The organism is Sphingomonas sp. MMS24-J13, assembly GCF_044905095.1.
Lineage (GTDB): Bacteria > Pseudomonadota > Alphaproteobacteria > Sphingomonadales > Sphingomonadaceae > Sphingomonas_I.
This window is the reverse complement of record NZ_CP173258.1, coordinates 106,897-118,685: the sequence shown is the minus strand read 5'-3', so window position 1 is coordinate 118,685 and position 11,789 is coordinate 106,897. Positions and strand designations below refer to the sequence as shown.

9 protein-coding genes are annotated in these 11,789 nt (G+C 66.8%); 5 read left to right on the top strand and 4 right to left on the bottom strand.

The features are described from left to right. Position 1: 1 nt before the first annotated feature. The gene (locus tag AB4Z44_RS00570; protein WP_404712150.1) at positions 2–1,045 is read right to left on the bottom strand and encodes a rod shape-determining protein; all 1,044 of its coding nucleotides are present in this window, start codon (positions 1,043–1,045) and stop codon (positions 2–4) included. Between the two features lie 101 nt (positions 1,046–1,146). Between AB4Z44_RS00570 and mutL the strand changes: the two genes are divergently transcribed. Beyond that, the gene (gene mutL, locus AB4Z44_RS00565) at positions 1,147–2,970 is read left to right on the top strand and encodes a DNA mismatch repair endonuclease MutL (RefSeq protein WP_404712149.1); all 1,824 of its coding nucleotides are present in this window, start codon (positions 1,147–1,149) and stop codon (positions 2,968–2,970) included. A gap of 93 nt (positions 2,971–3,063) precedes the next feature. On the opposite strand, the gene AB4Z44_RS00560 is transcribed toward mutL, so the two are convergent. Beyond that, positions 3,064–4,113 (bottom strand): YeiH family protein, encoded by a 1,050-nt coding sequence (locus AB4Z44_RS00560; protein WP_404712148.1) that lies wholly within the window; start codon positions 4,111–4,113, stop codon positions 3,064–3,066. 87 nt (positions 4,114–4,200) lie between these two features. On the opposite strand from AB4Z44_RS00560, the gene AB4Z44_RS00555 reads away from it, so the two are divergent. Both AB4Z44_RS00555 and AB4Z44_RS00550 read left to right on the top strand, forming a co-directional pair. After that, the gene (locus AB4Z44_RS00555) at positions 4,201–4,824 is read left to right on the top strand and encodes a YbhB/YbcL family Raf kinase inhibitor-like protein (RefSeq protein WP_404712147.1); all 624 of its coding nucleotides are present in this window, start codon (positions 4,201–4,203) and stop codon (positions 4,822–4,824) included. A 68-nt stretch (positions 4,825–4,892) separates the two neighbouring features. Beyond that, positions 4,893–5,753 carry an SDR family NAD(P)-dependent oxidoreductase gene (locus AB4Z44_RS00550; RefSeq protein ID WP_404712146.1) on the top strand — a complete coding sequence of 287 codons (861 nt, stop codon included), beginning with the start codon at positions 4,893–4,895 and terminating at the stop codon, positions 5,751–5,753. 156 nt (positions 5,754–5,909) lie between these two features. On the opposite strand, the gene AB4Z44_RS00545 is transcribed toward AB4Z44_RS00550, so the two are convergent. Then, positions 5,910–6,866 carry a hypothetical protein gene (locus tag AB4Z44_RS00545; protein WP_404712145.1) on the bottom strand — a complete coding sequence of 319 codons (957 nt, stop codon included), beginning with the start codon at positions 6,864–6,866 and terminating at the stop codon, positions 5,910–5,912. A 237-nt stretch (positions 6,867–7,103) separates the two neighbouring features. On the opposite strand from AB4Z44_RS00545, the gene AB4Z44_RS00540 reads away from it, so the two are divergent. Beyond that, positions 7,104–8,177: a hypothetical protein gene (locus AB4Z44_RS00540; protein WP_404712144.1), complete on the top strand. Its 1,074-nt coding sequence runs from the start codon at positions 7,104–7,106 to the stop codon at positions 8,175–8,177. A 114-nt stretch (positions 8,178–8,291) separates the two neighbouring features. Beyond that, positions 8,292–9,371: an alpha/beta fold hydrolase gene (locus AB4Z44_RS00535; protein WP_404712143.1), complete on the top strand. Its 1,080-nt coding sequence runs from the start codon at positions 8,292–8,294 to the stop codon at positions 9,369–9,371. Positions 9,372–9,619: 248 nt separating this feature from the next. Here AB4Z44_RS00535 and AB4Z44_RS00530 read toward each other — a convergent pair whose 3' ends face one another. Continuing rightward, on the bottom strand, positions 9,620–11,707 hold the full coding sequence (locus tag AB4Z44_RS00530; RefSeq protein ID WP_404712142.1) for a nuclear transport factor 2 family protein: 2,088 nt from the start codon (positions 11,705–11,707) through the stop codon (positions 9,620–9,622). Positions 11,708–11,789: the final 82 nt, after the last annotated feature.

The following is an 11,789-nucleotide window of genomic DNA, read 5'->3' as shown; positions in this document are numbered from 1 at the left end:
CTTACGCCGTATGCAGCACGCCGCGGAACATCGGATCCTCCAGCGCGCGCCCGGTACCGAGCGCGACGCAGGTGAGCGGATTGTCCGCGACCGTGACCGGAAGCCCGGTGGCCTGACGCAACATCTCGTCGATTCCCTGGAGCAACGCGCCGCCGCCGGTGAGCACGATGCCCTGATCGACGATATCGGCGGCCAGTTCGGGCGCGGTATTCTCGAGTGCGATGCGCACACCCTCGACGATCGCCGAGACCGGCTCGCTCAGCGCCTCGGCGATCTGCGCCTGGGTGATCTCGATCTCCTTAGGCACACCGTTGACCAGATCGCGCCCCTTGATCAGGATCCGCTCGCCGATGCCATCGGCAGGCATCCGCGCCGTGCCATGCTGCTGCTTGATCCGCTCGGCGGTCGATTCCCCGATCAGCAGATTGTGCGTGCGCCGCACGAACGAGACGATCGCCTCGTCCATCTTGTCGCCGCCGACGCGCACGCTGGTGGTGTAGGCGAGACCGCGCAGCGACAGCACCGCGACTTCGGTCGTGCCGCCGCCGATATCGACCACCATCGATCCGATCGGCTCGGTCACCGGCATGTCGGCCCCGATCGCGGCCGCCATCGGCTCCTCGATCAGGAAGACCTGGCTGGCGCCGGCATTGGAGGCGGCATCGCGGATCGCGCGGCGCTCGACCTTGGTCGATCCCGACGGCACGCAGATGATGATCTCCGGCCAGGTGAAGGGGCGCTTCTTGCCGCCATGCACCTTGCGGATGAAATGCTTGATCATGTCCTCGGCGATGTCGATGTCGGCGATCACGCCGTCCCGCAGCGGACGGATGACCTCCATATGCTCGGGCGTCTTGCCCATCATCATCTTGGCATCGTCGCCGACCGCACGGACCTTCTTCACCCCGTTGATCGTCTCGATCGCGACCACCGACGGCTCGTCCAGCACGATGCCGCGCCCGCGCACGTAAACCAGCGTGTTCGCCGTGCCGAGGTCGATCGCCATGTCCTGCGACATGAATTTAAGCCAACGCATGAAGCCCATATCTCAACTGTCCGTCCGTGCCCACGCGACCGGGGGGAATCGTCAACCATATAGGGGATACCGGGTCGCGGAAGGCGCTCGCTTGGGCTAGACCCTTATCCATGTCAATACGGCGGCTCCCCGAGCATTTGGTCAATCGTATCGCTGCGGGCGAGGTCGTCGAACGCCCCGCGTCGGCGCTCAAGGAACTGGTCGAAAACGCGATCGACGCGGGCGCCACGCGGGTCGCGATACGCCTGTGGGAAGGGGGTATCGGCGGGATCGAGGTGGTCGACGACGGCTGCGGCATGACGCCGCCCGAAATGGCGCTCGCGCTCGAACGCCACGCCACCTCCAAGCTGCCCGACGATGCGATCGAGCGCGTCACGACGCTCGGTTTTCGCGGCGAGGCGCTGCCCTCGATCGCCAGCGTCGCCACCTTGACGATCGAAAGCCGGGTGCGCGGGAGCGAAGGCTGGCTGCGCACGGTCGACAATGGACTCGTCGCAGCCGAAGGCCCGGCGGCTTTGCCCCCCGGCACGAGGGTCAAGGTCGAGGGGCTGTTCGCCCGCGTGCCGGCGCGCGCCAAGTTCCTGCGCAGCGCGCGCGCCGAATATGCCGGCTGCCTCGATATCGTCCGCCGCCTCGCCATGGCGCGCCCCGAGATCGGCTTCACGCTCGAGCATGATGGCCGCCGCTCGCTCGCCGTCCAGCCGGGCGAGAGCCGGCCCGAGCGCGTCGCGGCATTGATCGACCGCGAGCTGGTGCGCAATTCGGTGGCGGTCGATCATGTCCGCGAGCGCATCACGCTCGGCGGCGTCGCCGGGCTGCCGACCTTCAGCCGGGGGGTGGCCGACCACCAATATCTGTTCGTCAACGGCCGCCCGGTGAAAGACCGCCTGCTCATCGGCAGCGTGCGCGCAGCCTATCAGGATCTGCTGGCGCGCGATCGCCACCCGGTGCTGGCCCTGTTCATCGACATTCCCGGCGAGGAGGTCGACGTCAACGTCCACCCGGCCAAGACCGAGGTGCGGTTTCGCGAAGCCGGGCTCGTGCGCGGGCTGATCGTCGGCGGGCTGCGGGCCGCGCTGGATGCGGCGGGGCATAGAAGCGCCCAGCGGCCATCGGTCGCCGCGCTTGGGGCCTGGCAGACCGAAAACCCCTCCCCCTCAGGGGAGGGGTTGGGGTGGGGCCGTGCGTCCAATTCAAACCTCTCGCTCTTCCCCCAGCCCTACCGCCCCACCGCCTCCCCCTCCTCTGAAGGGGCGGAGCTCAATCCCAACTCGGTCTTCGAAGATCGCGCCGCCTACGCCCCGCCGCTCGCTCGCGCCGAAGCCGCCACCGCCCCGATCCCGCCCGCGATCGACCACCCGCTCGGTGTCGCCCGCGGGCAGGTCGCCGCAACCTACATCGTCGCGGAGGCCGAGGACGGGCTGATCCTGGTCGACCAGCATGCCGCGCACGAACGGCTCGTGCTCGAGCGGATGCGCAAGGCGCTCGGCGAGGGCGGGGTTCGATCGCAGGCCCTGCTCCTGCCCGAAGTGGTCGAACTCGACGAGCCCGCCTGCGACCGGCTCGAGGCGCGCTCGGCCGAGCTTTCCGAATTCGGGCTGGAGCTCGAACGCTTCGGCCCCAAGGCGATGCTGGTCCGCGCCGTCCCCGCTCTGCTCGGCCAGAGCGAGGTGCAGGGCCTCGTCACCGATCTCGCCGACGAACTCGGCGCCTATGACGAGGCGCTGAGCCTCAAGGAGCGGCTCGACCATGTCGCCGCGACGATGGCGTGCCACGGCTCGGTCCGCGCGGGCCGTATCCTGTCGGTGGCGGAAATGAACGCTCTGCTCCGCGAAATGGAGGTCACCCCCCATTCGGGCCAGTGCAACCATGGCCGCCCGACCTGGATCAAGCTCGGCCATGGCGATATCGAGAAGCTGTTCGGGCGGAAATAGAGGCGGCCAAAGCAAGGAGCCGTTCGTGTCGAGCGAAGTCGAGACACGTTGCGCAACATCCCTCGACTTCGCTCGGGATGAACGGAGTTGGGTTCAGCGGATCAGCAGCAACGCTGCCCCCGTCGCCAGCACCAGCGCCACCGCGGTCGCGACCACGATCACCAGCAACGGCTTTGCTCCCTGCCCCAGCAGCGAATTCATCGGCGATCGCATCCCCGTCGCCGTCACCGCGCACGCGAGCATCCCCGTCGCCAGCCGCTGCGCCCAATCGGATACCACCCCAGGTACGATTCCAGTCGAATTGACCCCCGCCAGCGCGAAGAAGCCGATCACGAACCATGGCAGGACCGGGGTGGAGGTGCCCTTGGTGTCGGCCCGGAAGAACCATGCCACCACTGCCATCGCGGGCGCCAGCAACGCCACGCGAGTCAGCTTGACGATCGCCGCGGTCTGGCCAGCGCCCTGCGAAAAGGAATAACCCGCGCCGAGCGACTGGGCGACATCGTGGATCGCAGCGCCGAGCATGAAGCCCGCCTGCGTATCGTCGAAGCCGATATGGTGCGCGATGATCGGATAGAGGAACATCGCGAACGCGCTTAGCGCCGATATCCCGACCAGGGTCAGCGCGAGTTCGGCCTGGTTGATCTTGCGCTCGCCGAGCAGGCTGGCGAACGCCATCGCCGCCGACGCGCCGCAGATCGCGACCGCGCCGCCGCCAAGCACCCCGAACGCGGACGAGAAGCCCAGCCGCCGGGCGACGAACACGCCTGTCGCCATCGTCGCCGCGGCGATCAGGATCACGGCGAGTAGAGCCAGCGGCCCCAGCCCGACGATCTGGCCGAGCGTCACGCGTAGCCCGACCAGCACGATCCCGAACCGCAGCAAGGTGCGCGAGGCAAGCGCGAGCCCCGGCGCCAGCCTCTTGTCCGCGCTCAGGAAATTGAGCGCCAGGCCGATCAGCAGCGCCATCAGGGTCAGCGGCGCGCCATAGTGATCGGAGAGATAGCCTGCCGCCAAGGTCGCCGCGAGCGCCACCGCCAGCCCGGGCAGCGGATCGGTCCAGCTCTTGACCGGCGCTGCCTCCAGATCACCGTAAAGATCGGCGGCCTGGATCGCGTGAAGGCGGGTGGGCTTGAGCTCCATGACACCGCCTAGGCGGTGCGGCCAATTCCCTGCAAGCTGGGGGACATTTGCCGAGGTTCGGGGGTTGTTAGGGCCGAGGAGACCAAGATGCTCGAACATGTTCCAGCCTGGCTGGGTGCGTTGATGCGAAACATCCGCGCGGGCCACGCCAAGCTCGCGATCGTCGATCCCGATCTGCGCATCGAAAACGCCACGATCGATCTGATGAGCCCGGCCTTTGCCTTCGACGCGCGCCTGCCAGAGCGCTTCACGGCGGACGGCGAAGGCGTGTCGCCGCCTTTGGTGTGGGGTCCGCTCCCGCCCGGCACGGCGAGCCTCGCCTTGCTGGTCGAGGATCCCGACGCGCCGGCGATCAATCCGTTGGTCCACGCTTTGGTGTGGGGCCTGCCCGCCGATGCGGGGCGGTTGGCGGAAGGCGCGATCCGGCCCGATGGCGATGGCGAGGCGGATGGGCGCGATGTCGGGCGCAGCAGTTTCGTCGAGGGATGGCTCCCGCCCGATCCGCCGCCCGGGCATGGCCAGCATGATTATGTGTTCCAGTTGTTCGCGCTCTCGCGCCGGCCGGATCTGGATGCCACTCCCGGTCGATCCGAATTGCTGAAGGCCATGGCCGGCCACGTCCTGGCGGCCGGTCTGCTGGTGGGCACCTATTCGCGTGGGGAAGCGGCCCAGATCGGGACCGAACGCGTCACCGGCGCGGCGACCGCCTGACCGCACGCCTTTTCCGCCAAAGCAAGGGCGATTAGGAAGCACGCATAAAATCGGAACGGAGAGCGTGCATGGAGATCGAAGGCAAGGTCGCGTTTGTCACCGGCGGCGCGAGCGGGATCGGCTTCGGCATCGCCCGCCAGCTGATCGCCAACGGCGCGAAGGTGGTGCTGGCGGATCTGCGGCAGGACCATCTCGACCACGCGCTCGACTATTTCGCCGAGCGGCAGGAGGCGCGCAACGTCCATGGCATCCGCCTCGATGTCACCGATCGTGCCGGCTATGCCGCCGCGGCGGACGAGGCCGAGGCCCATTTCGGGTCGGTCGACATCCTCGTTTCGAACGCCGGTGTCGGGCTGGAGGGCCCGCTCGAGAAGGCGACCTTCGCCGATTGGGATTTCGGCATCGGCGTCAATCTCGGCGGGGTCATCAACGGGCTGCAGACCTTCTTCCCGCGCATGCGCGGGCGGGGCGAAGGCCATATCGTCAACACCGCCTCGCTCGCAGGGACGGTGGCGATGCCGTCGACGATGGCGATCTACGCGACCGCCAAATCCGCCGTGATCGCGCTGACCGAGAGCAGCCGCGACGGTCTGGCGCAGTTCGGAATCGGCACGACCGTGCTCTGCCCCGGCCCGATCAAGAGCAACATCCACGAAACCGGGCAGAACCGCCCGGCGCATCTGCGTGACGGCAGCGGCTTCGGCGAATCCGAGGCAAAATTGTCGAAACGCGTGGTGTCGGACCTGTGGATGGAGCCCGACGAGGTCGGCGCGATGATCGTGGACGCAATCCGCACCAACACACTCTACGTCATCACCCACGGCGAGTGGCGCGAGGCGATGGAAGCGCGGCACGCCGCGATCATGGCGGCGACGCCGACGAAGGTGAATGCCGCGCTGATCGAGTCATTGCGGTCGCATCTGGACTGACTTGAATTTCTCCCCGGCTTTTGCCGGGGAGGGGGACCATTTCGCAGAAATGATGGAGGGGCCGCCGGCGAAGACGGCGGTTTGCAACCGCCGCCCCTCCACCACCGGCTACGCCGGTGGTTTCCCTCCCCGAGAAATCTCGGGGAGGAATTTGCGCTATTTCCGATCCCACGCGTCGGAGATCATCCCGTACGGCACCGCATTCAGCACCGCCTCGATCTGGTCGAGCCTGCCTTTGTCGACCTCGAACAATTCCGAAATCTCCCAAGCTGTCGGCGCGGTGACGCCGGCCGGAACGGTCTGGCCGTTGGTGAGGTGGATGTCGCGCACCCGGCCCGAATGATCGAAGAAGGCGAAGGAGAAAACCAGCCCACGCTCGACATCGACCACCGGATAGCGGCGGTTGCGGATCTCGGTGACGAACGAGAAATAGCCGCTCTTCTGCTGCTCCTCGCAGCCCATCGCGATGAAGTTGATACTACCGGGCCGCGTCGGCATCAGAGTGGGGTTGCTGTTGGTCTGAATGCCGTTCTCCCAGCGCAAACACGACGCAGCGAAGGCGGCGGTGTTCTTGCCGTCATTGGCGGCGAGCCCGGTAAAATAGCTGTCGGCGGCCCTGATCAGATCGTTGCGCGACATACGCTCCTTCATCGGCACGGTGCGCAGGAATTGCGGACGGGGTGCCTTTTTCTCGAGCGTTTCGCCGGCATTGCCCATCGGGCTGCCGCGCGTCGGCCGGGCGACGATCGTCTCGGCCTCGCTGATGACCTGGTTTTCGATCTTGAGCCGCAGCGCCAGCAGCACCGGCGTGCCATTCTCGAAAATCGTGCCGTAGAAGCCGACCTGCCCCATGTCCGGATCGGCGGCATAAAGCTTGTATCGGCCGGGCGCGCTGGCCGTGCCCCACAAGGCATCGCCGATGCGAAGTTCCTGCCCGTTCTCGGTGAAGCGCGCCCGCGCCGCCCACGGCACTTTGGCCGGATCGTGCGCGACCATCGCCGCGATATAGCGATCGACGAAGCCTTCGAGGCAGGCCCGATCGCATTTATCGCCCGCCAGAGCGGATTGGCTGAGGCCGAGCATTGAAAGCGCAGCCAGGGTCAATTTCCACATCGCCGATCCCCTCCATGCTGCGCTCTACCACCGGCGCGTTCGAGCATGATCCTAGCGGCGCAAGGCCGTACGGCAAGGGTACTCCTTGCCCCGCCGAGCTCCTTCAGAAACTAACGAATGATGTAATTGGGCAACATGCAAGCATGAATTTGAGATTAACGCAGCATTTGATCGCAATTGTGGAACGCTTTGCCGCTCGCGGCGCGCCCTAACCCGAATGTTGCGGGTTTATTGCGCATGAGACAGCAGCACACACCCCTCCGCTCGAGCCTCACCGCCATCGCCGCGGTTCTGGCTCTGTCCTCCACCGCCGCTTTCGCGCAGAGCGCCGATCAGGCCGCGCCGGATCCGTCCGCGCCGACGATCGCAGCGCCTCCGCCCCCGGTCGTGTCCGCAGCCCCCGCCACCGACGCGTCGGCGCCCGCCGAGCCTACCGCCAGCCTGACGGCTGCCCCGGTGGAACCGAGCGCGCCGGTGGCCGCCCCGATGGCAACGCGCAGCACGCCCGTCATCCATACGCCCGATGCCGATGCGTCCGCGCGCGCAAGCCAGCCCACCAGGCGCTCCGCGTCGGTGAAGCATGCCGCCACCACGACGCGCAGCACGGTTTCGACCACGAAGTCGACAACTCCCGCCCCGGCTCCTGCACCGGCTCCCGTCGCGAAGGCTGCTCCGGCGCCCGAACCGACGCCAGCCCCGGCGCTGGTTCCGGCGACCCCGCCAGCCGCCGCCACGACGGCCACCACGCGCACCTCGGTGCAGAACGAGAATGACCAGATGCTCGAGGTCGGCGGTGCGATCGGTCTCGGCGTGATCGTCCTCGGCGCGGGCGCCTTCCTGCTCGGCCGTCGCCGCCGCCGCGAGGAGGACGAGGATGAACTGATCCTCGCCACCGAACCGACCGAGACCACGGTCGTCGCCCCGGCTTACAGCCCGAGCTACGCGGCTGCGGCCGACACTGTCACCGCCGCCCCCACCGCGCCGGTTCTGGCTCGCGCGGACGATGGCGAGGAACGGATGGTCCTCGACAATGGCTTCGATCTGTCGCGCTTCGGCCGTCACGTCCGCGCCGCCTATCGCGGGCCGACCGAGGACAATCCGTCGCACTCGCTGCGCAAGCGGCTGGCGCATGCCCGCTTCTTCGACCTGCGCGAGCGTCAGGCGATCGAACGCGGCGAGATCGTGCCCGAAGCCCAGCCGATCGCGGCCCGGAACAAGGCTCCCGTCGTCGCGAAGGACGACGGCCAGATCGTCGTCCGCCCAGGCTGGCGCAAGCCGAGCCGCCTGTTCGGCACCGCCTTCCAGCGCTAAGCGCAGTGGCAAGCATGGCGCCGCCGCTCCACCGGAGCGGCGGCGCTTTGCATGTGAGGGGCGCCCGCGTGCTGCTGCTGGCGCGGGCGCCCCGATCCGGGCAGAATGCGCGCCATGTTGCTCGCACTCGCGCTCCTCGCCGCCCAGGCGACCCTCGCCGGCCCAGCCGCCCCCGTCGCCGCCAAAACATGGCCGACGCACGAGGCGGATTTCACGATCCGCGACTTCCGGTTCAAGACCGGCGAAACGCTGCCGAGCCTGCGCATCCACTACACGATCCTGGGCCAGCCCCATCGCGACGCATCGGGCATGATCGACAATGCGGTGATGGTCCTTCATGGCACGGGCGGAACGGGAAAGCAGTTTCTCTCGCCCCAGTTCGCCGATGAATTGTACGGCCCCGGCCAGCCACTCGACATCGCCAGATATTGGATCATCCTGCCGGACAATATCGGCCACGGCGCCTCGTCCAAGCCGTCGGACGGGCTGCGCATGCGCTTCCCCCGCTACGATTATGCCGACATGGTCGAGGCGCAATATCGCCTGTTGAAGGACGGGCTCGGCATTCGGACGATGCGGCTGATCATGGGCACCTCGATGGGGTGCATGCACGGCTTCGTCTGGGGCGAGGCCCATCCCGACTTTGCCCGCGCGCTGATGCCGCTCGCCTGCCAGCCGATCGAACTGGCCGGGCTCAACCGCATGTGGCGGCAATTGCTGATCGACGGAATCAAGAATGATCCGGCGTGGGCCGGCGGCGAGTATAAAAGCGAGCCGCAACAGGGGCTGCGCACGGCGGAGAGCATGCTCTTCATCGCCGGCGCCGCGCCGCTCAATTACCAGAAGCTCTATCCCGAGCGCGAGCGCGCCGCGGCGTTCGCGAGCAGCAAGGTGACGCAAGCGATGGCGAGCCTCGACGCCAACGACCTGATCTACCAGGTCGATGCGTCACGCACCTACGATCCGTGGCCGAAGCTGGAGACGATCACGACGCCGATGACGTGGATCAATTCGGCCGACGATTTCATCAACCCGCGCAATTTCGATTATGCGCAAAAGGCGGTGAAGCGGATGCCGAACGCGCGCTTCCGGTTGGTGCCGGAGACGGCGGATACGCACGGGCATGGCACGCATACGTGGGCGGTGAACTGGAAGGCCGATCTGGCGGATCTGCTGGCGCGGACGGAGCGGTAGGGCCTGACACCAGAGGGCGATCGTATTTGGCTGGTTGGGCGCAGCCGGTTGCGTAATCTACCCGTCATGCTGAACTTGTTTCAGCATCCACCAGGCAATTCGCCCTGTCCGCGCGTGTGGCACGGTGGATGCTGAAACAAGTTCAGCATGACGAAGAAAAACGATCAATTTGGTTCTATCAACGCAGCCTCTTCCTAAGGGCTCCCATAAAAGTCGACATTCGTGGATACCCACGCGGAAGGGGAGATTCAGTTCGGCGGGAGCAGGTAGCCATGCTTCGTCATGCTGAGATCAGGCGCATGCTCGCACGGGCCGCAATCCGTGATGTAATGTTCGGGCACGCGGCCGCTCACCGGGTTCCGATATGGAAACCACATCGGCAGGATGCCGGGCCATTCGATCGTCTCACCGCTGCCGCCGCGGAAATGCTCCTCGCGCTTGCCCATGATCGCGATCGGGATATCGGGCGGGTAGGTCTTGAGGATCGGGAGTTCGGGCACCTTGTAGCCGGGGCGGTCTTTCGCGCCCGACCAGCCGCCCTTCCAGCCTGCCGTCTGGAAATAGGGCTCGTCCAACGTCAGGTTCCAGATGCGCCAGATGCCGTCCTCCAGCACCATCTGATCCTGATACATGCCGACCGACAGCCCGGTCAGCGGTCCGGTCGGCGATTTCGACGTGTTCGGGTGGAACAGGTAGGTGCGCACGCTCGCCGATCGGCCGTCCGACGCGACGTTGATCACCGGCTGGATGCGCCAGTGGAACGGGATGCCCGATCGCGGGGTGGTCTTGGGTTCGCCATATTCGGCGATGACCGCATTGGTGATCCGCTCGACGCCGAGATAATAGCCCGCGAACGGCACCTGCTTGGCGCCATGCTTGCCGAAGATCGCGCCCATGTCGCGCCACTGACTGTCGTCGACATACATGCCGTAGGCGGTCGAGACGTTCTCGGCCCCGTCCCACGCGGTCGAGACGGCGAGGCGGCGCCGGAGTTCGGCGAGCGAGGCCGGGCGTTCGGCGGGAGCGGGTGCGATCGCGCCGGTAAGCGGCGTGGTCGCGACCAGGGTCATGCCGGCTGGCGCGGTCGTGATCGGCTGCCCGGTCGCGGGATTCGCCCCGGCGAAATGCGGGATGAGCCGATCCTGCGGGCCGCGATCGGCAGCGGGGACCGGATGATCGGGCGCAAGGCGGCCGGTCGGCGCCGCCTCGACCAGCCGGCTCTTGCCCCAGCCCTGATAATAATCGGTGCGCATCAGCGGGAAGATGCGCATCTCGCGGATCTTCCAGACGCCGCCTTCCTTGACGAAACGGTTGTCGAAAACGTTGACTTCCCAATAGCCCCCGCCCTTGTCGGCCTCGCCGAGCATGCCCAGTTCGATCCCGCGCGCATGCGCTTCGGTGCCGCCGGGCGCGATCGTCACGACCGTATCGAACAGGGGTCGATCGTTGAGCTGACCGTGGGTCAGCCCTTGCGGACCCATCCGCTCCATCGCGCGCCGAACGCCGGCCTTGCCGTCATAGACGCCGATCCCGCCGATCTCGATCGCGCTCTCGTCGGCGAAAAGATCGACGACATCGTCCCACATCTTGCGGTTGACGTAATAGCCATAGGCATTCTGCAGGTTGCGGACCTTGTCCTCGTCGTTGAGCGCCGCGATCCGCTTCTGGAGCGAGGCAAGCGTCGCGCCCGATTTCGGCGCAGGCCCGGTCGCGGGCGGGATCGGGATGCCGGTTTCGTCGGAGGTAAAGTGGAAGGGCACATAGCCCAGATCCTGCCCCTTCCAGTTGCTCCAGCCGGTTTCGTACGGCCCTGCATATTGCGGGGTGAAGTGGCTCAGTGCGATCTTCCACTTGCCGCCTTCGCGGACATAATCGTTCTCGTAGACGCCGCCCTGGATGCTCGCCGCGCCCTTGCCGTCGCCCTGCAGGAAGAAGCCGTACCAGCGTATCTTGGCATGCTCGCCATCGGCGGAGAGATTGGCGAGCGGCTGTTCGATCAGGGTCGAGTGGAGCGTGCCCGGCGGCAGGCCTTCCTTGCCCTCGCCATGGATCTTGCGCAGCGACGCCGCGATCGCATCGCCGCCAATCGTCGTATGGCCCTCGAACAGCATCCTGCCGTCCCGGGCGTAGAGCTTGCCGAGTTCGGTCCACAGCCCGAATTGCGAATATTGCGCCCAACTGCGCTGGACGTTCTTCACCGCGCGCAGACTTTCGGCGCGATCGACATCGCGCGCGAGGCTGTCGATCGTGGGCGCGGGCTGCACGATTGCCGGCGCCGCGAACGGCATCCCCGCCAGCGCGAGCAGGATCGCCATCTTGCGTGCCACGGACACCATCGCGCTCTCCCATTCTTCCCGGTCTTTCGCCGGGCCAAGCCTTCGCCTGAAGGCAAGCTCACTTCGCTCCCTATCAAGCCGG

Excerpts from the sequence above, each read along its gene's own strand:
- AB4Z44_RS00570 (WP_404712150.1), bottom strand. The coding sequence starts at position 1,045 with ATGGGCTTCATGCGTTGGCTTAAATTCATGTCGCAGGACATGGCGATC.
- mutL (WP_404712149.1), top strand. The coding sequence starts at position 1,147 with ATGTCAATACGGCGGCTCCCCGAGCATTTGGTCAATCGTATCGCTGCG.
- AB4Z44_RS00560 (WP_404712148.1), bottom strand. The coding sequence starts at position 4,113 with ATGGAGCTCAAGCCCACCCGCCTTCACGCGATCCAGGCCGCCGATCTT.
- AB4Z44_RS00555 (WP_404712147.1), top strand. The coding sequence starts at position 4,201 with ATGCTCGAACATGTTCCAGCCTGGCTGGGTGCGTTGATGCGAAACATC.
- AB4Z44_RS00550 (WP_404712146.1), top strand. The coding sequence starts at position 4,893 with ATGGAGATCGAAGGCAAGGTCGCGTTTGTCACCGGCGGCGCGAGCGGG.
- AB4Z44_RS00545 (WP_404712145.1), bottom strand. The coding sequence starts at position 6,866 with ATGTGGAAATTGACCCTGGCTGCGCTTTCAATGCTCGGCCTCAGCCAA.
- AB4Z44_RS00540 (WP_404712144.1), top strand. The coding sequence starts at position 7,104 with ATGAGACAGCAGCACACACCCCTCCGCTCGAGCCTCACCGCCATCGCC.
- AB4Z44_RS00535 (WP_404712143.1), top strand. The coding sequence starts at position 8,292 with ATGTTGCTCGCACTCGCGCTCCTCGCCGCCCAGGCGACCCTCGCCGGC.
- AB4Z44_RS00530 (WP_404712142.1), bottom strand. The coding sequence starts at position 11,707 with ATGGTGTCCGTGGCACGCAAGATGGCGATCCTGCTCGCGCTGGCGGGG.